This window comes from Vibrio litoralis DSM 17657, from assembly GCF_000426765.1.
GTDB lineage: Bacteria > Pseudomonadota > Gammaproteobacteria > Enterobacterales > Vibrionaceae > Vibrio > Vibrio litoralis.
This window is the reverse complement of sequence record NZ_AUFZ01000018.1, coordinates 147,082-169,708: the sequence shown is the minus strand read 5'-3', so window position 1 is coordinate 169,708 and position 22,627 is coordinate 147,082. Positions and strand designations below refer to the sequence as shown.

Sequence of the window (22,627 nt, the reverse complement as noted above, 5' to 3'; positions counted from 1 at the left end):
TTTAAACTTATTTTGGGAATAGCAATGAAACGAGTTCATATTGTTGCCGCGATTATTTTAAATGCCCAACAAGACCAAATATTTATTACTAAACGCCCTGAGAAGCTGCACAAAGGTGGATACTGGGAGTTTCCCGGGGGTAAGGTCGAGCTAGGGGAATCTGCTGAGCAAGGCTTGATTCGCGAGCTACAGGAAGAAATTGATATTACTGCAACCGAGCTGTCACTGTTTGAACATTTCGATTTTGATTACCCTGAAAAAAGCCTAACCTTTGATTTCTTTACCGTGACGGATTTTTCAGGTCTGCCATATGGTAAAGAAGGGCAAGAAGGTAAATGGGTCGCGATCAGTGATTTGCATGACTACACCTTTCCAGAAGCTAATGAACCAGTGTTGGAAAAGGTTATCGAGCGTTTTTTCTGAATAAAGTTTAACGCCATCCCGTACATGAGCCTAAGCGAAGAAGATACAGGATCGCCTGCAATATGTTGAGATTCAAATTGTGGTAGGAGATCCTGAACTGCGCTCCTACGTCGCTTTTCAGGATGACAGTTTGCTTATGGTGATCATTGAGTTAGTCTGACTTCGACGCATCTCGGCTCCGCTTTTTCTTTTTTGATCTCCGAGCAGCGAAGCGCCCGAGCCTCGAGTAACGAAAAAGAGATCGCAGTTCTCACCACGATCTCTTCAAACCTAGGAACTAGAAACCAGGGACTTCCCTTTCTTTAACCTTCTGACCACCCATCTGAATCCGACATATCAGGCGCGCCCGGAATGGCTTTTTCTTCATCGGCCCATTCACCAAAATCAATCATTTGGCATTGCTTGCTACAAAAAGGGCGGTAAGCACTTACTTCCCCCCAAACTACTTCAGTTTGGCAAGTTGGACATTTAACTACGGTAACTTTCTTGGGTTGTGTTTGTGTCATATCGATGGATAACCTGAATATAAAATATTAAGTTAATTCTAACAGACTGCTAGCTTAAACTCGACATCTTGACTATAGGCCTTTGCCGTTTCAAAGCTTATAAACTTGACCACAAAGCGGTTTTTATGGCCGGATATCATAGGGTAGATCCCCAATTCTGATGGGATTTCTAGGCGTAGAATATTGGCGTCATTGGCATCGCTTTGAAAAAAACCATTATGTGCAATCTGAGATTTAAAATGACCGCCACCACGTAGAAGTTTTAACAGTAATTCAAGGGCGTGATGCAGTGGCGTTAAAGTAGAAAGCCATTTATCGACATCTAGTAAACGCTTATCTAACGGCAGGTTTTGCCAATAGTGTAGTGAGGGTAAGTCAAAGCAACAGTGGCCACCGGGCAAATTAAAACGCTGTCGAATAGCACTTAAAAAGCGGTCTTCTTTTAGTGATTGACCAAAACGTTCTGCAGCCATCACTTCACGGAAGCAAGAGTCGAGTTGCGTTAAGATGTTATCTAATAGAACTTGATCGACTCCAGGTACATTCGCCCAAGTCTTGACGGTGATTTTTTGTTTTTCGAGCTCTTTGGTGATTTCAGATTTAACATGAATTTGCTCAAACAGATCCATTAAATTAAACAGCGAGCGAAACAAAATCTGATCATCAAGCGGGGATTCAAACTTAGCGGATTTATGCAATTGAGCCATTAGAGTTTCGACTCTAAGGTAAATTCGTACTTTTTCAGTTAACGGATGTTCGAATTTAAGCATAATGCCTTCAGGTAATGGAGATACTTGTACTATTTTTACAGAAAGTGACCGGATAATGCTAGGTACTTTTTGTGTAAAACTGTGACTTGAGATAAAAGTTCCTGTTTTGACTGCTTAGTAAGCGGAGCATCATTGTTAATTACGTCATCGGCTGCTGAGAGTCGTTGTGCGCGCGAGGCTTGAGAGGCTAAGATTGAATGAACTTGCGCTTCTGGCACGCCATCACGCTGGCAAGTGCGGGCAATTTGTGTTTCAGGATTCACATCAACGACGAGCAAACGGTTGATCATGGTTTGCCAGTTATTTTCCACCAATAACGGCACTACCAGTAAAGCATAATCCGAAGTCACTTCGGTTAGCTGTTGCTTAATGCGTTGACGGATCAGTGGATGGAGTAAATTATTGAGCCACTCTTTTTCTGCGGGGTGATTGAAAATACGCTCCCTTAATGCGGCGCGATTAAGCTGTCCATCAAGGGTTAATATCTCTTGGCCAAAATGTTCGGAAATCGCCTGTAATCCTGCGCTTTGCGGTTCAACCACTTCTCTTGCCACAATATCGGCATCGACAATATTAATTGCAAATTGATCGTGGAATAGGTTAGCGACAGTGGTTTTACCGCTGCCAATGCCTCCCGTTAAGCCTACTACCATGGTCATGATTTACATTCCTAGCATATTGGTTAGATACCAAGACGTTAAGTCATTACCCCAGATTAAACAAAACCAACCGGCAATCGCGAGGTAAGGGCCAAATGGAAAAGCTTTTTCAATGCCTTTCTTTTGTAAGCGTAGCTGGATAATGCCAAAAATTAATCCAACGACCGAAGATAACAATATGAGTAAAGGGAGCTGTTGCCAACCTAGCCAAGCCCCAAGCGCTGCCAGTAATTTAAAATCGCCGTAGCCCATGCCTTCTTTGCCAGTGAGTAACTTAAACGCCCAGAAGATTGACCATAAACATAGATAACCAGCCATTGCACCAATCACCGCATCTTGCAGTGATACAGGGCTAATCTCAAACAAAGATAGCGCCAAACCTGCCCACATTAACGGTAGTGTCAGTTGATCGGGCAGTAACATAGTATCAAGATCGATAAAAGTGGCTGACACTAGGGTAAAAGTGAAAAACAGTAATGCTAGGCCATACCAATCGGCAGCAAAATTAACACCGATCACCACACATAAAATAGCAGTCAAGATCTCGATGGCTGGATAGCGAAAGCTGATTGGGTTCGCGCACTTGTGGCACTTGCCTTTGAGCATTAACCAACTAATAACCGGGATATTATCGACCGCACGAATTTGCGTATCGCATTTAGGGCAGCGTGAACGCGGCACATTGAGGTTAAAGGGCTTATTGAGTTCGCTAAGCTCTTGTTTAAGTGTAGGATCTTTTTTCAGTTGAGGAAAAAACTCGATGCACTCTTGCTTCCACTCTCGCTCCATCATGATAGGTAGACGGTGGATCACCACATTTAAAAAGCTGCCAATTAATAAGCCAAAGATACCAGCTGCAATCGGAAAGAGTGCTGGGTAATAATCAAAGATCACCATAAGATACGACAATGTCCAATAATATAAAAAATAAGTCTTGCCCTAGAATACACTAGCCATTTTAAAAATGGGAAGATAAAGTGACACAACTAAGCCACCAACCACCACACCAAGAAAGACAATGATCACTGGTTCAATAATTTTTCCTAAGTTATCGACAGTGTTGTCGACTTCAAACTCATAAATCGCCGCAACCTTGTTGAGCATATCATCGAGGTTACCGGATTCTTCGCCTATCATCACCATTTGCAACACCATCTCAGGGAAGGCATCCGCGTTACGCATCGCAATGTACATTGGCATGCCAGCGGCAGTATCTTTATGCACTTGCTCAATAGCTACTTGGTAGTGCAAATTACCTGACGTTTTCGCGGTGGTCAGTAAGCTAGTTAAAATCGGAATACCAGCACTAAAGCTGGTGGCTAATGTGCGGCTAAATTTGGCAATTGCTGCTTTAGAAAACACCCCACCGAGTACTGGCATACGCAGAGCTAATCGACTGGTTTTAAGTCGAAAAGTAAAAGATCGTTTACGCGCTTCTTTCATGGCAAAGATAAAGCCTATCAGAGCAAGGATTATGATAAATAAATAGTTTTGTAGGAAGTGTGAAAGGTTGACAACTTGTTGGGTAAACCAAGGTAGTTCAGCTCCCATGCTTTTAAACATAATCTCAAATTCAGGGATTACCATTGTCAGCATTAATATTGAGACAATTGTTGCAACAGAGATGACCATTATTGGGTAGATCATCGCTTTGACAACTTTCGATCTTAACTCTTCACTTTTTTCACGATAAGTGGCGAGGCGATGAAAAACATCGGCTAAGTTACCGGTTTGCTCACCGGTTGCCACAAGATCACAATAGAATTCATCAAAGAAAGGGCTACTGGCTAACATGGCTTTGGAGATCGGGGTACCGGCTTCGACTTGGGTACAAATTTGTGAGAGCACTGATTTCATTTCAGCTTTACGTTGGCTATCTGAGATCAACTTGATCGCCTGAACGATCGGAACGCCAGTGCCGAGCATAGTGGCTAGTTGTCTGGTGAGTACCGTAATATCTTTGCGTTTTACCTTATGGCTCATTTTGGCAAAGATCGACACACTACGTCGTTTGAGTTTCTTGATTTGGACGCGTTGTTCTTTGAGTTTGGCGCGCACCTCAACTTCGTTGATCGCCAACATTTGCCCTGATACTTTTTTGCCAGAGCTATTTACGCCACGCCATTGAAAGTTTTTGAGTGCTGGCGCTTTGAGAGTCGATGCTTGTGCCATGAGATTCTGTCCTTGTTTGGCATTCCAAATTTGTCGAAAGGTTTTAGAAGTACAGCACGCGCTGCAATTCCGCAAAGCTGGTGACACCTTGTTTTAAGTTCTCAATGCCAGATTGACGTAGTGTCGCCATACCTTGTTTTACTGCGATCATTTCAATGTCATTGGCGGAGGCTTTCTTTATCACCGCACTGGCTAGCTCAGTGGTAAATGGCATTACTTCATAAATACCCACTCGGCCTGAATAACCACCAGTACATTCCGAGCAGCCTTGCTTGGTGGCTTGATAAATCACCATGTCTTTAGGGATGTGAAACTTTTCTCGTAATGCATCAGGAAAATCATCGGGCTTTTTACAATGATTACATAAACGCCGCGCCAGACGTTGAGCAATGATCAAACTCAGTGATGAAGCCAAGTTAAACGCTTCAATCCCCATATTAGATAAACGCACCACAGTTTCAGCTGAAGAGTTGGTGTGTAGAGTGGAGAGAACTAAGTGACCAGTTTGTGCTGCCTTTACCGCAATTTCGGCGGTTTCTAGATCGCGGATCTCACCAACCATCACCACATCGGGATCTTGACGTAAGAAGGCACGTAAAGCAGCCGCAAAGGTAAAGCCAATCTTAGGTTTGACTTGTACTTGGTTGACGCCGGTTAAGTTTATTTCGACCGGATCTTCGGCGGTCGAAATATTTTTATCCGGAGTATTTAAAATCCGTAGGCCGGTATACAAAGAAACCGTTTTACCACTACCGGTGGGGCCGGTCATTAAGATCATGCCTTGTGGTTGTTGCAAGGCATCTAAATACAATTGTTTTTGCGCTTCGCTATAGCCGAGTTTATCGATATTCAGGTTAGCGGCGCTGCTATCGAGTAAACGCAATACGATCTTCTCACCCCACAAAGTTGGTAGAGTGGAGACTCGCATATCGATTGCGGTATCAGCATTAAGGCGAATTTTGATTCGTCCATCTTGTGGCAAGCGACGCTCGGCAATATCCAATTTTGATAAGATCTTGATCCTAGCAGCAAGGCGTCGACCTAAATGAGGCGCAGGGCGGTTAGTTTCCACCAAGATCCCATCACAACGTAAACGAACTCGGTAGAGTTCTTCATAAGGTTCAAAGTGAATATCCGATGCGCCTTTACGTACCGCATCGAGTAAAATTTGGTTGATAAAACGGCTGACTGGCGCTTCATCTTGGCTAAGATCTTCGGTTTCTTGAATTTCATCACTGCCAACTTCAACCAGGTTCGCCAGTTCATCTTGGGTGATATCTTTGCCTTGCGTGGCATCCGAGTTAACCGCCCGGCCATACAAACGACGAATTGCCCCTTCGAGTTCTTTACAGTCCGCGAGAATAAATTCGATTTGTTTACCGGTTGCGAAACGAAAATCGTCTTCAATATTGGTATTGGTCGGGTCGGCGACCGCAAGCAGTAAGCTATGAGAATCTACCTGTAACGGCAGCACTTGGTGATTAATGATTAAATCACGCATCCCCAGTTGTTCACATACTTGGGCAAAGCTGTAATGTTCGAGATTAGCTTGAGGTAGGGCAAATAAATGGCAAAGTTTAACTAGTAGTTGATCGCTAGAAATAAAACCAGCGTCCACGCAAGCTACGGGGACGCTTTTATTATCATTAAGAACCGTACTCACCACCATAAGCTCTTGATCGTTAGTCAAAAGCTCCGCTTGGCGTAATATGGAAGCGAGGTTGGTGTTCATTTATTATTTAGGGCAACCATCGAGTTCAACATCATTCGTTTTGAGCGGCTTGTAAACACAAGCCCAACCTGTAGTATCTCTTGTGTAAACAAGAGTATCACCGGTAGCTGAACCGTTTTTAAACTCAAATGTAATTTCATCATTTGTGTCATCAATCGTAATTTCTCCAAGTGAATTAGAGTCTTGAGCTATTCCTAAAGTTGATACAGCACTACTTAATGAGCCTTCACTTTGATACATCAATTCAGCAGGAGTTATTAAAGCTTTCATTGTTGCTAAACCTGATGCTAGTTCACCTTTCTTTACATAATCCTGATAAGCAGGAATTGCAATCGCCGACAGCACACCAATGATCGCAACAACGATCATCAATTCAATTAGCGTAAAACCTTTTTGTAGCTTCTTCTTACCTTGTTGTAATTGTTTCATTTTCATCTCCGTGAATAATTGAGTGGTATTACCACGGAAAGAGTAGAGTGAGCGGTAAAAAAGAAAATTATCCTGAGCAGCCTATTCGAGCCAGTTTGAAAACTGAGTCACTGATTACATTGGAAAAACAATTTATTGCGAGCAACATTAAACTATTGGGTGATTTGAGATGATTTTTTGACCATACGCTGACGTAAGGGAAGTATGAATTTAGTATGAAATCGGGAAAGGAAATGGGAGGGAGGTCACGGGGATTTTCGGTGCTCGTGACTAGGATGTTTCACTTCTCGTGGCTCGATGAAGATGGTTTTGGGTCCCTAGTTCCTAGTTTCTAGGAAGAGCGGATAGGTATCGCATTGTTTTTATACGCAACAATCATTTCGAATTCACTTTTGCTTTTCCAAGTAACGAGAAGCGGAGCGCCCGAGAAACGAGACACGATACAAATCCAAAAACACCTCAATCGTGAAAGCGATCGAGGTGCTAAATTTTATGATGTCAGGATCGCGTTAGCTAATCACCCTCATCGACAAATCCATCGCCCTTACATGCTTTGTCAGCGCGCCAACCGAAATATAATCTACGCCGGTTTTAGCATATTCATTTAAGGTTTCAAGGGTAATGTTGCCTGAGTTTTCTAGTGCCGCTTGGCCGGTGGTTAAGCCGTTTTCTTTACCGATTTGTTTATTGATCTCTACCGCTTTAATCATCATTTCTTTTGTGAAGTTATCTAACATGACAATGTCTGCGCCGGCACGAATCGCACGTTCTAATTCTTGTAAAGACTCGGTTTCTACTTCAACGGGTTTGCCAGGGTTTAATTGTTTAGCTGTGGCAATGGCTTTTTCGATGCCGCCACAGGCGATGATGTGGTTTTCTTTAATTAGGTAGGCATCAAACACGCCGATACGGTGATTAAAGCCGCCGCCGCAAGTTACCGCATATTTTAATGCGCTGCGTAGGCCGGGAATAGTTTTGCGGGTATCCAGTAAGCGACAATCGGTTCCAGCCAACTCTTTAGCATATTCCGCCGTTAAACTCGCGCAACCAGACAGGGTTTGGATGAAGTTCATCGCATTACGCTCGCCGGTTAATAGCGCGCGAGAGGGACCAGTTAGCGTGCAAAGCGTTTGGTTGGGTTCTACCGTATCACCATCCGCTACATGCCAGTCGATTTGTACTTGGTCGCCAAGTTGTTTGAATACTTCATCGGCCCACGCTTTGCCACAAAACACCCCGTGTTCACGAGTGATAATGGTTGCCGTGTTAGTTGCTTCAGCCGGAATTAGGCTGGCGGTAATATCTGCATTAGGATCGAGCGTGCCACCCAAATCTTCTTTTAAAGCATCACAGACCATACGGGTGATTTCAGTGGGTAATTGTTGCTTTAAATAGTCAAGACGAGATTGAGAATCGTGAGTGGTTTTCATGAGGCAAGATCCGTTGAGGTTGTTAGAGGGGGTATGATACTGCAAGGGGAAACGATTTTCGAGCGCTTCGCTCTAGAGCGTTTCACTTCTCGTTGCTAGAATTGTTTAATGAGATCTTACTTATAGGTAGAACTTTGGTTTTATCTTTACCTAGTCACGAGTAGCGCAGCGTCCGAGCAACGAGTAACGATCTTCCCACCTTGACTTAAACCTTGATTACTACAGAATAACGCCATCGAATAAATAAGGTTGCCGACTATGCACATCACCCCCGACTCTTGGCTGTCTGATACCAAACATGTGCCATCACCATTTTGCGATGCTCGCCCTGAGCAAACGCCAATCTCTTTGCTGGTGGTGCACAATATTAGTTTGCCGCCGGGGCAATATGGTGGACCTTATGTGGAGCAATTTTTTACCGGAACGTTAGATCCTAATGAACATCCATTTTTTAAAGTGATCCATGAGATGGGGGTGTCGGCGCATTGCTTTATCCGTCGCGATGGCGAGATCATTCAGTTTGTGCCATTTAATGCGAGAGCTTGGCATGCAGGCAAGTCGAGCTTTGCTGGGGTCGAGCGTTGCAATGATTATTCGATTGGGATTGAATTAGAAGGGACGGATTTAGATAGCTACAGCCAAGCGCAGTATCAATCTTTAGCGGCGATCACTAGGTTACTGATGCAGCAGTACTCTGAGATTACCTTACCGAGAATTACCGGTCATCAATATATCGCGCCGTTAAGAAAATCCGATCCCGGACTAGGGTTTGATTGGCGTTACTTTCGCAGTCTATTAAATGTTGCGAGCGATTTTCCTACCTCTGATTGAGATCACATTTTTAATAAAATTGTCAGTACTATAAAAAGTCTCTCTTTCAATTGGGAGGCTGAATCCTGATTTTGTCATTTTTTAGTAACAAATTTTCGTTACAAACGCATTCATCAGTATTGGTCGGCTTGTACTCCTTACGGGGTATTTTAAGTAAGATCAAAATCACACTTTTAACAACTTACCCCCATCTTACTTAATGAAATGACAATTTGAATGTCGACTATTTAAATGGTCTTACCAATCTTATTATTGTTTTAGTGTGATTATGTTACACGGCGGTTAACGCAGCATGCTTATTTGATGTGGGTCAATTTTGTCTGGACACTTGTGTTTGCATTCGGTAAAATTTTTGTTGTACATGGTAATTGGTCTTACCAATTTACATTCACGAGTGAGAAAATGAATTAATCATGGCTTATCAACGGATCCGTCAGCCAAAGCTTTCCGATGTGATTGAACAGGAAATCGAACGGCTGATTTTAGAAGGCACACTTTCTCCCGGGCAACAATTGCCGCCAGAGCGAGAACTAGCAAAACAATTTGATGTGTCTCGACCTTCGATTCGTGAAGCGATTCAGCGTTTAGAAGCAAAACGTTTATTAACTCGTAAACAAGGTGGCGGTACGTTTGTCACCGATACTTTGTGGACGTCTTTTTCCGATCCTTTGCTAGAGTTATTGTCGACGCATTCAGAAACACAACTCGACTTACTCGAATCTCGTCATGCAATGGAAGGTATTTCGGCTTACTTCGCCGCCTTGCGTGGCACTGAAGAAGATTTTGAACGCATTTCTCAATGCCAAAAAGAAGTCGAAAAAGCGATTGAAAATAAAGATGTGGCGCAAGAATCAAGCGCAGTAATGGCAGTGTTAATTGCGATTTCTGAAGCGGCTCACAATGTCGTGTTATTACACATTGTTCGTAGCCTCGCCCCTTTATTGCAGCAAAACGTATTACAGAATTTAGAATTACTTCATCGTCGTGATGAGGTGGTAGAAAAGGTGAGTCATCACCGCGCCAACATTGTGCAAGCGATTTTAGAACGTGAACCAGAAAAAGCACGTAAAGCCTCGCATGCCCATTTGGCTTATATCGAAGAGACCTTGTTAGATTTGACTCGAGAAGAGAGTCGCCGTGAGCGTTCACTGCGCCGAATTCAACAAGCTAACGAATCATAAGATTGGCTAGAAGCTAGTTAATCTGTCAAACCAACAAAAGGATAGATCGCCATGTCTGAAGTCATTAATAATGACGTTGATGCACTGGAAACTCAAGATTGGTTACAAGCCCTTGAATCAGTGGTACGTGAAGAAGGTGTCGAGCGCGCTCAATATCTATTAGAGCAAGTGTTAGATAAAGCCCGTTTAGACGGTGTAGACATGCCAACTGGCATCAACACTAACTATGTAAACACCATTCCGGCAGCACAAGAGCCGGCTTATCCAGGTGATACTACGTTAGAGCGTCGCATCCGTGCGATCATCCGTTGGAATGCGGTAATGATCGTATTGCGTGCATCAAAGAAAGACTTAGAACTAGGTGGCCACATGGCTTCTTACCAGTCTTCTGCTGCGTTCTACGAAGTATGTTTCAACCACTTCTTCCGTGCGCCAAATGAAAAAGACGGCGGCGATTTAGTTTATTATCAAGGTCACATCTCTCCAGGGATCTACGCACGTGCTTTCCTAGAAGGTCGCTTAACTGAAGAGCAACTTGATAACTTCCGTCAAGAAGTTGATGGTAAAGGTATCCCTTCATACCCACACCCTAAATTAATGCCTGAATTCTGGCAGTTCCCAACGGTATCGATGGGCCTAGGTCCAATTTCTGCTATCTACCAAGCGCGCTTCTTGAAATACCTTGAAGGTCGTGGCATGAAAGATACTTCTGAGCAACGTGTTTACGCGTTCCTAGGTGATGGTGAGATGGATGAGCCAGAATCACGCGGTGCGATTTCTTTCGCTGCTCGTGAAAAACTGGATAACCTATGTTTCCTAATCAACTGTAACCTACAGCGTTTAGATGGCCCTGTTATGGGTAACGGCAGCATCATTCAAGAACTTGAAGGCCTATTTAAAGGCGCAGGCTGGAATGTGGTTAAAGTGATCTGGGGTAACAACTGGGATTCACTACTTGCTAAAGATACTTCAGGTAAATTACTGCAATTGATGAACGAAACCATCGATGGCGATTACCAAACATTCAAATCGAAAGATGGTGCTTACGTACGTGAACACTTCTTCGGTAAATACCCTGAAACTGCAGCACTTGTTGCCGATATGACTGATGACGAAATCTTCGCACTTAAGCGTGGTGGTCACGAGTCTTCTAAGCTGTACGCAGCTTACAAAAACGCACAAGACACTAAAGGCCGTCCAACGGTTATCCTAGCTAAAACTGTTAAAGGTTACGGCATGGGTGAAGCGGCTGAAGGTAAAAACATTGCACACCAAGTGAAGAAAATGGACATGACACATGTTCTTCACCTACGTGACCGTTTAGGCCTACAAGAACTTCTAACAGATGAGAAAGTGAAAGAGCTTCCTTACCTAACGCTAGAAGAAGGTTCTAAAGAGTACGAATACCTACACGCTCGTCGTAAAGCTCTACACGGTTACACGCCTCAGCGTCTACCTAACTTTACTGAAGAGTTGAAAATTCCAGAGTTGGGTGAATTTGACGCATTGCTTACTGAGCAAAAACGTGACATTTCAACCACAATGGCGTTTGTTCGTTCATTAAATATCTTGTTGAAAGACAAAGGTATTGGCAAAAACGTAGTACCAATCATTGCTGATGAAGCACGTACTTTCGGTATGGAAGGCTTGTTCCGTCAAATCGGTATCTACAACCCGAATGGCCAAACTTATACTCCAGAAGACCGCGGCGTAGTGTCTTACTACAAAGAAGCGACTTCAGGTCAAGTTCTACAAGAAGGTATCAATGAGCTAGGTGCTATGTCTTCATGGGTTGCTGCGGCAACATCATACAGCACGAACAACTTGCCAATGATTCCATTCTACATCTACTACTCAATGTTCGGCTTCCAACGTGTGGGCGACATGGCGTGGATGGCAGGCGACCAACAAGCTCGTGGCTTCCTACTAGGTGCTACAGCAGGTCGTACAACGCTTAACGGTGAAGGTCTACAGCACGAAGATGGCCACTCGCACATTATGGCGAACACGGTTCCTAACTGTATTTCTTACGATCCTACTTTCGCTTATGAAGTGGCAGTTATCATGCAAGACGGTATTCGTCGCATGTACGGTGAGCAAGAGAACGTTTACTACTACCTAACCGTAATGAACGAGAACTACCACATGCCAGCAATGCCAGAAGGCGCTGAAGAAGGCATTCGTCGTGGTATCTACAAGCTAGAAACTTACGCTGGTAGCAAGTCGAAAGTTCAGTTAATGAGCTCAGGTACTATCATGAACGAAGTTCGTAAAGCAGCGCAGATCCTAAGCGATGACTACGGCGTAGCGTCTGATGTTTACTCGGTAACTTCTTTCAACGAACTGACTCGTGATGGTCAAGCAGTTGAGCGTTACAATATGCTTCACCCAGAAGCTGAGCAAAAAGTGCCTTACATTACAACAGTACTAGGTTCAGAACCTGCTATTGCTGCGACTGACTACATGAAGAACTATGCAGACCAAGTACGTGCATTCGTACCTGCTGAGTCTTACAAAGTATTGGGTACTGATGGCTTCGGTCGTTCTGATAGCCGTGAAAACCTACGTCGTCACTTCGAAGTGAACGCAGGTTATGTTGTGGTTGCAGCTCTAACTGAGCTAGTTAAGCGTGGTGATATTGAAAAATCAGTGGTTGCTGAAGCGATTGCTAAATTCAATATCGACGCAGACAAAATCAACCCACTGCACGCTTAATTCAAGAAGCGCATAGAATGACAGTGTGCTGCATTGTGAAAGACATGATGCTGCGCACTTCAATCAAAAAAGGAAAGAATAATGACAATCGAAATTAATGTACCTGACATTGGTGCCGATGAGGTTGAAGTTACTGAGATTCTAGTAAACGTTGGTGACAAGGTTGAAGAAGAGCAGTCTCTTATTACGGTTGAAGGCGATAAAGCTTCAATGGAAGTTCCTGCACCACAAGCTGGCGTAGTAAAAGAAATTAAAATCAATGTAGGTGATTCAGTTTCAACTGGTTCATTTATTATGGTCTTTGAAGCAGAAGGCGCAACAGCGGCTCCAGCGGAAGAAGCACCAAAAGCAGAAGCAGCTCCAGCGGCAGCACCTGCAGCTTCTGAATTAAAAGAAGTACACGTTCCTGATATCGGCGGTGATGAAGTTGAAGTAACTGAAATCATGGTAGCTATCGGTGATAGCATAGAAGAAGAGCAATCTCTACTGACGGTTGAAGGCGACAAAGCTTCAATGGAAGTACCGGCTCCTTTTGCGGGTGTTCTTAAAGAACTTAAAGTGAATACAGGCGATAAAGTGACGACTGGCTCACTGATCATGGTATTCGAAACCGTTTCTTCGCAAGATAACAGCGGCTCTGGTTCAGCTCCTGCTCCAGTAGCAGATCAAGCAGCAGCTCCACAAGAAACAGCAGCACCTGCGGCATCAGCAGCGAAAGAAGTGAACGTTCCAGATATCGGTGGTGATGAAGTTGAAGTGACTGAAGTGATGGTTGCAGTTGGCGATACCGTTGAAGAAGAGCAATCTTTGATCACGGTTGAAGGCGACAAAGCTTCTATGGAAGTTCCAGCGCCATTTGCTGGCGTAGTAAAAGAAATCAAAATAAATGCCGGTGATAAAGTATCAACGGGTTCATTGATCATGGTCTTTGAAGTCGCTGGCGCAGCACCTGCACCACAAGCGGCTGCTCCAGCTCAATCTGCGGCACCTGCACCGGCTTCAACTCCAGCTCCAGCAGCGGCTCAAGCACCTGCATCAACGGGTGATTTCCAAGAGAACAATGAGTACGCTCATGCTTCTCCAGTGGTTCGTCGTTTAGCTCGTGAGTTCGGTGTAAACCTAGCGAAAGTGAAAGGGTCTGGTCGTAAGAGCCGTATCTTGAAAGAAGACGTACAAAACTTCGTAAAAGAGGCACTAAAACGTCTAGAGTCTGGTGCAGCAGCATCTGGTAATGGCGACGGCAGTGCACTTGGTCTGCTACCTTGGCCAAAAGTTGACTTCAGCAAGTTCGGCGAAACTGAAGTACAGAAACTGTCTAAGATTAAGAAAATCTCTGGCGCTAACCTGCACCGTAACTGGGTAATGATCCCGCACGTTACACAGTGGGACAATGCAGATATCACTGCACTAGAAGCGTTCCGTAAAGAGCAAAACGCAATCGAAGCGAAGAAAGACACTGGCATGAAGATCACACCACTTGTGTTCATCATGAAAGCCGTCGCTAAAGCGCTAGAAGCATTCCCAGCGTTTAACTCTTCACTTTCTGAAGATGGCGAAAGCATCATTCTTAAGAAATACGTGAACGTAGGTATCGCAGTTGATACGCCAAACGGTCTTGTTGTTCCTGTATTTAAAGACGTGAACAAGAAAGGCATTTACGAGCTATCTGAAGAGCTAGCTGTGATTTCTAAGAAAGCGCGTTCAGGTAAACTGACTGCTTCTGATATGCAAGGCGGTTGTTTCACAATTTCAAGCCTTGGCGGTATCGGTGGTACAGCGTTTACTCCAATCGTTAACGCACCAGAAGTAGGTATCCTTGGGGTATCTAAATCTGAAATGAAGCCAGTATGGAATGGTAAAGAGTTTGAACCACGCCTACAGCTTCCACTTTCTCTATCTTACGATCACCGCGTGATCGATGGTGCAGAAGGTGCACGCTTCATTACTTACCTAAATGGCTGTCTATCAGACATCCGCCGTTTGGTACTGTAATGAAATAAAATAGGGTGGCTCAGCGGCCACCTTATTTTTTGAACAAGATTTTACTGTTACGCGAATAAACTATATTGATTTTTCACGTAATATGACTCAAGTAAAAAAGAATGTTGTCTAGCTCACAGGCTAACGTGAATCACTTTTCAGACCGTTAACAAGTCGATAAACTGACTGTAATTCTGAAATAGATAATTCACTCCCGTTTATTCATCATTGTACAAATGGGAACCGTCAGCTTGTCAGGGATTAAATGACTATAACGAGGTCAAAATGAGCAAAGAAATTAAAGCACAAGTCGTGGTACTTGGTGCAGGTCCTGCTGGTTACTCAGCAGCATTCCGTTGTGCAGATTTAGGTTTAGAAACGGTTCTTGTTGAACGTTACAGCTCACTTGGTGGTGTTTGTTTAAACGTGGGTTGTATCCCATCGAAAGCACTTCTTCACGTATCTAAAGTGATTGAAGAAGCCAAAGCGATGGCGAAACACGGTGTTGTATTCGGTGAGCCTCAAACTGACATCGATAAAATCCGTGTATGGAAAGATAAAGTAATTACTCAGCTAACTGGCGGTCTTGCTGGTATGGCGAAACAACGTAAAGTAACGGTTGTGAATGGCTTTGGTAAATTCACAGGTCCTAACACGCTAGAAGTGGAAGGCGAAGAAAATACAACAGTTACTTTTGATAACGCGATCATTGCAGCGGGCTCTCGCCCAATTAAACTTCCATTTATCCCACATGATGACCCACGTATCTGGGATTCAACTGATGCGCTAGAGTTGAAAGAAGTACCGAAAAAACTTCTTGTTATGGGCGGCGGTATCATCGGTCTAGAAATGGGTACGGTATACCACTCGCTAGGTTCTCAAATCGATGTAGTTGAAATGTTTGACCAAGTGATTCCAGCAGCGGATAAAGATGTTGTTAAAGTGTTCACCAAGCAAATCAAAGACAAATTCAACCTAATGCTTGAAACCAAAGTAACTGCAATTGAAGCGAAAGAAGATGGTATCTACGTTTCAATGGAAGGCAAAAAAGCCCCAGCAGAAGCTGAGCGTTACGATGCGGTTCTTGTGGCGATTGGCCGTGTACCAAACGGTAAGTTAATGGACGCAGAAAAAGCAGGTATCGAAGTAGATGAGCGTGGTTTCATCAATGTTGATAAGCAAATGCGTACTAATGTTCCTCACATTCACGCGATCGGTGACATCGTTGGTCAACCAATGTTGGCTCACAAAGGTGTGCATGAAGGTCACGTAGCGGCTGAAGTTATTTCTGGTAAGAAGCATTACTTCGACCCGAAAGTGATTCCATCAATTGCTTACACTGAGCCAGAAGTAGCATGGGTTGGTAAAACTGAAAAAGAAGCAAAAGAAGAAGGTATTAAATACGAAACAGCTACCTTCCCTTGGGCTGCATCTGGGCGTGCAATCGCCTCTGATTGCGCTGAAGGTATGACTAAGCTTATCTTCGATAAAGAAACTCACCGCGTAATCGGTGGTGCTATTGTTGGTACTAACGGTGGTGAATTACTTGGTGAAATCGGTCTTGCGATCGAAATGGGTTGTGATGCAGAAGATATTGCATTAACCATTCATGCTCACCCAACGTTGCATGAGTCTGTTGGTATGGCTGCTGAAATGTTTGAAGGCACGATCACAGACCTTCCAAATGCTAAAGCGATGAAGCGTAAGAAGTAATCACAATAACTTCTATAGGGAAAAGAGTTGTTATTAGGTTTCTAGTTTCTGGTTCCTAGTCCCTAGATGAAGCAAAAGAAGGCCGCATACTTATTTGAGTATGCGGCCTTCTTGTTATGTGTAGTGGGACTAGAGTATAGATAACCAAGGCCATCCGAAGTCTACTTTTGCTTTTCTTACTAGGGACTAGGAACTCGCTCTTTATCCCTTCTTTTCCTTAATTTTTATAAATGCACAACATATCTAAGAAGCTAGTGGTTAGCTGCGTTAGATATTGTTTATCAGGGGTACGATTCGCTTGAATGAAGAGTGAGTAACACATGCCATGGAAGAGTTTGGCGATATTACCCGGGTTATGTTTTTCTTCTAATTCACCATTTTTAATCGAGTTTGAAAACAGGTCGCGGAAGTATTGTTGATGCTTTCCATGAGTTGCCACAAATAAAGGCCAAACATCATCTCGAGTTGAGGTACTCCACTCAAACCAAATCTTAAGCCATTGTGCATCATCTAATACCGCATCAATTAATTGCTGGCAGAGGTTGTCTAGATTTTGTCTTACAGGAAGTGAATGATCGATATTTTGATTTAAAAAATTGGCAAAGTGCTGTTCAACGTCGCTTAATACCGCTTCAACCAAATCTTCGCGAGTGGGGAAGTAATTAAAAACGGTGGCGACAGAGACTTGGGCTACTTCAGCAATATCTGCATGACCACCTCGGCCAATACCGCGCCGCGCGAATACCTCTATACCAATCTCTAATAATTGTAGTTTCCTTTTCTTTGGGGTTAACCGAGTCCTTGGGCGTTTCGTAATCATATCCATACTTAAGTCCTAGCTCGCTCCCTACATAATGGTCGGAGAGCTTTATAAATAACATTATAGTTTGGGTTATTATATTTATTATATGAATGAGTCTACCTCTGTGGATTTTTGTGTCAATCGATTGAAATATCATCAGTGAGTAGAATATCTCGGGTAAAAGTTAACGTTAGGCGCTTGCAGTGCTAGAATAGGTTGCTTGACGTCAAAGTTTTACTTATTGGGTAAAACTTATTTTGTTGCAAAATCTAAATATTGAGAAAAATATGAAACACACTGTAGAAGTAATGATCTCTGAACAGGAAGTGCAAGATCGAGTGAAAGCGCTAGGCAAGTCTATTGCTGAGCATTATCAAGGATCCGAAAATTTGGTGATTATTGGCCTACTACGTGGTTCGTATGTGTTTATGGCAGATTTGTCTCGTTCTATCGAGGTTAATCATCAAATCGACTTTATGACCGCTTCTAGCTACGGTAACGGCATGAGAAGTACTCGTGATGTGCGAATCTTAAAAGACCTTGATGATGATATTAAAGGCAAAGATGTCCTTTTAGTTGAAGATATTATCGATACAGGTAACACGCTAAGTAAAGTGTGTGAAATTTTAGAAATTCGTGAACCAAACTCAATTGAGATCTGTACTCTTCTTGATAAGCCATCACGTCGTGAAGTACACGTTGATGCAAAATGGATTGGCTTTGAAATTCCAGATGAATTTGTCGTTGGTGTGGGGATTGATTACTCGCAAAACTACCGTCACTTGCCTTACATTGGTAAGGTAGTGCCACAGGAGTAATAATAAGAATTAGTAGACTATTCTTACCAGTGATGTTCACTATGAATCAAGATCATTGGTAGAGTGAAATCAAAGTCAGTATTCTTGTTGTAACAATAAAAAAGAGCGACCAAATCGGTCGCTCTTTTATTGACTATTCACTCGTTTGATTGAGTTATATGTTTAGATTTTCTGGGTTATCTTCATTTAAGATTTTAGCCAGAGATGCTTGGTGAGATATTTCAAGTGACTCACGACTGTGGCAGCGAACGCCTAGGTCATTAAGTACACCATCACCAATACCGTATACCCAACCGTGAATTTCAATGTTTTGGCCGCGTTCCCAAGCTTGTTGCAGCACGGTAGAGTTACCTAAGTTGTATACTTGTTCGGCAACGTTGATTTCACATAGTTTATTGGCCCATTCTTCTTTCGGGAATTGACCAAGCCAGTTACGGTGTTTTAGGTATAAATCACGAATGTGTAGCAACCAGTTGTTGATAAGGCCAAGGTTTGGATTATCAATCGATGCTTGTACACCGCCACAGCCGTAGTGGCCACAAATGATGATATGTTTAACTTTTAACACATCGACTGCATATTGAACGACAGATAAGCAGTTGAGGTCGGTATGAATAACTTGGTTTGCCACATTACGGTGAACAAACAATTCTCCCGAGTAGAGTCCGGTAAGACGCTCAGCGGGTACTCGACTATCCGAACAACCAATCCATAGGTATTCAGGGTGTTGTGATTCTTCTAATTTAGCGAAAAACTCAGGGCGTTCTGATTTTATCGACTGAGCCCAAGTCGAGTTATTTTGAAATAACTGTTTAATGTCTGGCATGTTATCTTCCTCATTGATCTGCCTAACTATACACAAGACTGATAAAAATCAAATCCGATTTGTGATCAAATCATCAATTCAGGGTAAAAAATATTATGTATGCATTAGAAATTCAAGCGTTACGTAAAGTCTATGCGGGTGGTGTTGAAGCGCTGAAAGGGGTTTCACTCAACGTTGAGCAAGGCGATTTTTACGCACTATTAGGTCCAAATGGCGCAGGTAAATCGACCACCATTGGCGTGATTAGCTCACTAGTTAATAAAACTTCAGGCCAAGTTAAAGTGTTCGGCTACGACATTGATACTGATTTAGTCAAAGCCAAGCAACAACTAGGTTTAGTACCACAAGAATTTAACTTCAACCCATTTGAAACGGTTGAGCAAATCGTGATGCAACAAGCGGGTTATTATGGCGTGTCAGTCTCTTTAGCCAAAGAACGTGCTCAAAAGTACCTCTCGCAGCTCGATCTATGGGAAAAGCGTAATGAGCGTGCGCGTAACCTCTCTGGTGGTATGAAGCGCCGTTTGATGATTGCTCGCGCATTGATGCATGAGCCTAAATTGCTGATTCTCGATGAGCCAACTGCTGGGGTAGATATTGAGTTGCGTCGTTCAATGTGGGAGTTCTTGAAAACGATCAACCAAGAGGGCGTAACGATTATTCTGACGACTCACTATTTAGAAGAAGCGGAAATGCTGTGTCGTAATATCGGTATTATCAACCGCGGCGAAGTGATCGAAAATACTTCGATGAAAGCCTTGTTGACTAAACTGCATGTCGAAACCTTTATTTTTGATTTGCAAGATTGCGAGCAAACGCCAGTACTTGAAGATGCTAACATCACGCATTTTTCTCCCAATAGCCTAGAAGTGGAAATTGATAAAACTCAGGGCTTAAACCGAGTATTTGAGCAATTAACGGCTCAAGGTGTACAGGTATTATCGATGCGCAATAAAGCCAACCGATTAGAAGAGTTATTTGTCACTATCGTACGCAATGGTGAAAAGACAAATACTGAGAAAAAACAAGCACAAGGAGCAACCCTGTAATGGCAGAGTTATATTGGACTGCATTTAAAAGCTTAGTTACTAAAGAGATTCGTCGCTTTATGCGTATCTGGGTGCAAACTATCGTACCACCAGCGATCACAATGACCTTGTACTTTATTATTTTTGGTAACTTAATCGGCTCACGCATTGGTGAAATGAACGGTTTTAGTTATATGGAATATATCGTGCCAGGCCTGATCATGATGTCGGTGATCACCAACTCTTATTCCAATGTGGCTTCGTCATTCTTTAGTGCAAAATTTCAGAAGAACATTGAGGAGTTGCTGGTGGCGCCGGTACCTCATCATATTATTATTTGTGGCTATGTGATGGGTGGGGTAACTCGTGGCTTAATGGTCGGTGCGATGGTGACCGGGGTATCGATGTTCTTTGTCGATTTACACATCCATCATTGGTTTATCATTATCTCGACGGTCTTTTTTACCTCGGTAGTGTTTGCACTAGGTGGGCTGATTAATGCGGTATTTGCCGATACTTTTGATGACATTTCGATTATTCCGACCTTTGTGTTAACACCACTGACTTATCTAGGTGGGGTGTTTTATTCAATTAGCTTGCTACCGGAATTTTGGCAAGGCGTGTCGAAGATTAACCCGATCGTTTATATGGTCAATGCGTTCCGTTATGGCTTCCTAGGAGTTTCCGATGTTGGTATCTACACCTCATTTGGCGTGTTAATGGTGTTTATCGTAGCTCTATATAGCGTGGCGTATTATTTAGTGTCTCGTGGTATTGGTCTGCGCAGTTAATGCTATCTACGTATAAACAACAAGGCCTGAATCAATCACTTGATTCAGGCCTTGTTGTTTAAATATCAGAAAGGAGGGTAAGCTACTCTTCTTCGCTGTTGCTATCTTGAGTGTTTTGCAGATTAAGCTCAACCACTAGATTATCAATTAAACGTGCTTTACCTAGGAATGCTGACATCAAAATCACAACTTGAGTGGTGTCTTCGTTTGGTAATTGCAGGCTTTCTGCATCACGAATAAAGATTTCATCCGGATCTAAATCTGCGGCACGTAGTTGATCGTTGCCATATTCTAGTAGCGAGGCATAATCATCACGTCCCCCACGAATTTGGCTGCCAATCCAACGCATGGTTCTTGCGAGCACTGGGGCTCTTTGACGCTCACTCAAACTTAATAGTCCGTTACGTGAACTCATCGCGAGTCCATCTAATTCACGAACGGTTGGTACGCCGATAACCTCAATATCCAAAGCAAGGTCCGTCACCATTTTTTTGATCACGGCTAGCTGTTGGAAATCTTTCTCGCCAAAGCAAGCGACATCTGGTTGAACGATATTAAACAGCTTAGTCACGATAGTGCTTACGCCGCGGAAATGCCCAGGGCGAGATGCGCCTTCTAGCATGTGTGATAACCCAGGAACTTCGATAAAGGTTTGTTTATCTAAGCCTTCAGGGTAGATGATCTCAGGTGTTGGCGTGAACACAAAATCGACGCCTTCAGTATTCAGTTTGCTGAGGTCATCATCCAGTGTTCTTGGGTAGTTGTTTAAGTCATCTGAGCGCTCAAACTGCATTGGATTGACAAAAATACTGACCACAACCAGATCGGCGTGTTCACGGGCTTTGCGAACCAGTGTGAGGTGACCTTCGTGTAAGTTGCCCATTGTTGGGACAAAAGCGATACGACGACCATCGCGACGTGCGCTTTTAAGTTGTTCTCTTAGAGAGAGAATATCGGCAAAAGTTTGCATACTTGTTCCTTACTTATATCAGCACAAAACTATTCAAAGCTATGCTCTGGGCCAGGGAAGATCCCAGCTTCAACATCTTGAATATATTGCTGAACAGCGGCTTGCATGCTGCCGGTTTCGGTTAAAAAGTTTTTTGAAAATTTAGGCATGTAGTTGGCTGAAATACCAAACATGTCATGCATCACTAGAATCTGGCCATCGGTGTCTTTACCTGCGCCAATGCCGATCACTGGAATGTGTAGCTGTTGGGTAATTTGCTTAGCCAATTGACTAGGCACGCACTCTAATACTAGAAGCTGCGCGCCAGCATTTTGTAGTGCGATGGCATCATCAATAATCTGTTGAGCTTTTTCTTGCTCACGACCTTGGATACGGAAACCGCCAAAAATATTGACCGATTGTGGGGTCAAACCAAGGTGAGCACACACTGGTACAGAACGCTCTGTCAGTTGTTTCACGGTTTCAACGAGCCAGCTTCCGCCTTCTAGTTTCACCATATTCGCGCCTGCACGCATAAGAACCGCAGCGTTGTCACAAGCTTGCTCTGGAGTGGCGTAGCTCATAAATGGCATGTCAGCCAATAACAAGCAATTAGGGCTACCCGCGCGCACGCAGCGAGTGTGGTAGGCAATATCTTCAATGGTCACGGGCAAAGTGCTTTCTTCACCTTGCAGTACCATACCGAGTGAATCGCCAACTAATAATAATGGCATTTCTTGTTGTTCAAACAACTGAGCAAAGCTAGCGTCATAAGCGGTTGATGTCGCAAACTTACGACCATCCTGTTTCCACTTGATTAAAGTGTTAATGGATACTTTTTTCATTATTTGGTCCTTATAACAACAAACTTA

Annotated in this window: 21 protein-coding genes; 9 read left to right on the top strand and 12 right to left on the bottom strand. The window is 43.3% G+C overall.

Going from position 1 to position 22,627, the window contains the following annotated elements:
- Positions 1 to 24 precede the first annotated feature (24 nt).
- Positions 25 to 423 (top strand): 8-oxo-dGTP diphosphatase MutT, encoded by a 399-nt coding sequence (gene mutT / locus K358_RS0107960; RefSeq protein WP_027696331.1) that lies wholly within the window; start codon positions 25 to 27, stop codon positions 421 to 423.
- Between the two features lie 302 nt (positions 424 to 725).
- On the opposite strand, the gene yacG is transcribed toward mutT, so the two are convergent.
- The 8 genes from yacG to nadC form a co-directional block, all read right to left on the bottom strand.
- A complete protein-coding gene (yacG, locus tag K358_RS0107955; protein ID WP_027696330.1) occupies positions 726 to 929 on the bottom strand; it encodes a DNA gyrase inhibitor YacG in 204 nt (67 codons plus the stop codon).
- A gap of 38 nt (positions 930 to 967) precedes the next feature.
- Complete coding sequence (gene zapD / locus K358_RS0107950; protein ID WP_027696329.1) at positions 968 to 1,699, bottom strand: cell division protein ZapD; 732 nt, start codon at positions 1,697 to 1,699, stop codon at positions 968 to 970.
- A 35-nt stretch (positions 1,700 to 1,734) separates the two neighbouring features.
- Positions 1,735 to 2,358 carry a dephospho-CoA kinase gene (gene coaE / locus K358_RS0107945; RefSeq protein ID WP_027696328.1) on the bottom strand — a complete coding sequence of 208 codons (624 nt, stop codon included), beginning with the start codon at positions 2,356 to 2,358 and terminating at the stop codon, positions 1,735 to 1,737.
- Positions 2,359 to 2,361: 3 nt separating this feature from the next.
- A complete protein-coding gene (locus K358_RS0107940; protein ID WP_027696327.1) occupies positions 2,362 to 3,255 on the bottom strand; it encodes a prepilin peptidase in 894 nt (297 codons plus the stop codon).
- Between the two features lie 42 nt (positions 3,256 to 3,297).
- Entirely contained in the window at positions 3,298 to 4,530 is a 1,233-nt protein-coding gene (locus tag K358_RS0107935) for a type II secretion system F family protein (protein WP_027696326.1), read from the bottom strand.
- Between the two features lie 43 nt (positions 4,531 to 4,573).
- Positions 4,574 to 6,262: a type IV-A pilus assembly ATPase PilB gene (pilB, locus tag K358_RS0107930; protein ID WP_027696325.1), complete on the bottom strand. Its 1,689-nt coding sequence runs from the start codon at positions 6,260 to 6,262 to the stop codon at positions 4,574 to 4,576.
- A gap of 3 nt (positions 6,263 to 6,265) precedes the next feature.
- On the bottom strand, positions 6,266 to 6,691 hold the full coding sequence (locus tag K358_RS0107925; protein ID WP_027696324.1) for a pilin: 426 nt from the start codon (positions 6,689 to 6,691) through the stop codon (positions 6,266 to 6,268).
- A gap of 509 nt (positions 6,692 to 7,200) precedes the next feature.
- Positions 7,201 to 8,121 carry a carboxylating nicotinate-nucleotide diphosphorylase gene (gene nadC / locus K358_RS0107915; protein ID WP_027696323.1) on the bottom strand — a complete coding sequence of 307 codons (921 nt, stop codon included), beginning with the start codon at positions 8,119 to 8,121 and terminating at the stop codon, positions 7,201 to 7,203.
- Positions 8,122 to 8,379: 258 nt separating this feature from the next.
- Here nadC and ampD point away from each other — a divergent pair, with 258 nt between their 5' ends.
- The 5 genes from ampD (at position 8,380) to lpdA (ending at position 16,541) form a co-directional block, all read left to right on the top strand.
- Complete coding sequence (gene ampD, locus K358_RS0107910; RefSeq protein WP_027696322.1) at positions 8,380 to 8,952, top strand: 1,6-anhydro-N-acetylmuramyl-L-alanine amidase AmpD; 573 nt, start codon at positions 8,380 to 8,382, stop codon at positions 8,950 to 8,952.
- Positions 8,953 to 9,365: 413 nt separating this feature from the next.
- Positions 9,366 to 10,133 carry a pyruvate dehydrogenase complex transcriptional repressor PdhR gene (gene pdhR, locus K358_RS0107905; RefSeq protein ID WP_027696321.1) on the top strand — a complete coding sequence of 256 codons (768 nt, stop codon included), beginning with the start codon at positions 9,366 to 9,368 and terminating at the stop codon, positions 10,131 to 10,133.
- 51 nt (positions 10,134 to 10,184) lie between these two features.
- Positions 10,185 to 12,848 (top strand): pyruvate dehydrogenase (acetyl-transferring), homodimeric type, encoded by a 2,664-nt coding sequence (gene aceE, locus K358_RS0107900; RefSeq protein WP_027696320.1) that lies wholly within the window; start codon positions 10,185 to 10,187, stop codon positions 12,846 to 12,848.
- A gap of 81 nt (positions 12,849 to 12,929) precedes the next feature.
- The gene (gene aceF, locus K358_RS0107895; RefSeq protein ID WP_027696319.1) at positions 12,930 to 14,840 is read left to right on the top strand and encodes a pyruvate dehydrogenase complex dihydrolipoyllysine-residue acetyltransferase; all 1,911 of its coding nucleotides are present in this window, start codon (positions 12,930 to 12,932) and stop codon (positions 14,838 to 14,840) included.
- 273 nt (positions 14,841 to 15,113) lie between these two features.
- Positions 15,114 to 16,541, top strand: a complete 1,428-nt coding sequence (lpdA, locus tag K358_RS0107890) for a dihydrolipoyl dehydrogenase (RefSeq protein WP_027696318.1) — start codon at positions 15,114 to 15,116, stop codon at positions 16,539 to 16,541.
- 217 nt (positions 16,542 to 16,758) lie between these two features.
- On the opposite strand, the gene K358_RS0107885 is transcribed toward lpdA, so the two are convergent.
- Positions 16,759 to 17,367, bottom strand: coding sequence for a TetR/AcrR family transcriptional regulator (locus tag K358_RS0107885; RefSeq protein WP_027696317.1), 609 nt, complete (start codon positions 17,365 to 17,367; stop codon positions 16,759 to 16,761).
- Between the two features lie 263 nt (positions 17,368 to 17,630).
- Here K358_RS0107885 and hpt point away from each other — a divergent pair, with 263 nt between their 5' ends.
- Positions 17,631 to 18,161, top strand: a complete 531-nt coding sequence (gene hpt, locus K358_RS0107880) for a hypoxanthine phosphoribosyltransferase (protein ID WP_027696316.1) — start codon at positions 17,631 to 17,633, stop codon at positions 18,159 to 18,161.
- 154 nt (positions 18,162 to 18,315) lie between these two features.
- On the opposite strand, the gene can is transcribed toward hpt, so the two are convergent.
- Complete coding sequence (gene can, locus K358_RS0107875) at positions 18,316 to 18,987, bottom strand: carbonate dehydratase (protein ID WP_027696315.1); 672 nt, start codon at positions 18,985 to 18,987, stop codon at positions 18,316 to 18,318.
- 95 nt (positions 18,988 to 19,082) lie between these two features.
- On the opposite strand from can, the gene K358_RS0107870 reads away from it, so the two are divergent.
- Positions 19,083 to 20,036 (top strand): ABC transporter ATP-binding protein, encoded by a 954-nt coding sequence (locus K358_RS0107870; RefSeq protein ID WP_027696314.1) that lies wholly within the window; start codon positions 19,083 to 19,085, stop codon positions 20,034 to 20,036.
- A complete protein-coding gene (locus K358_RS0107865) occupies positions 20,036 to 20,806 on the top strand; it encodes an ABC transporter permease (protein WP_027696313.1) in 771 nt (256 codons plus the stop codon). The genes K358_RS0107870 and K358_RS0107865 overlap by 1 nt, the downstream gene beginning before the upstream one ends.
- An 82-nt stretch (positions 20,807 to 20,888) precedes the next feature.
- Here the strand turns inward: K358_RS0107865 and panC are convergent, their stop codons facing one another.
- Both panC and panB read right to left on the bottom strand, forming a co-directional pair.
- Positions 20,889 to 21,776, bottom strand: coding sequence for a pantoate--beta-alanine ligase (panC, locus tag K358_RS0107860; protein WP_027696312.1), 888 nt, complete (start codon positions 21,774 to 21,776; stop codon positions 20,889 to 20,891).
- Between the two features lie 29 nt (positions 21,777 to 21,805).
- Positions 21,806 to 22,600 (bottom strand): 3-methyl-2-oxobutanoate hydroxymethyltransferase, encoded by a 795-nt coding sequence (gene panB / locus K358_RS0107855; protein WP_027696311.1) that lies wholly within the window; start codon positions 22,598 to 22,600, stop codon positions 21,806 to 21,808.
- Positions 22,601 to 22,627 lie beyond the last annotated feature (27 nt).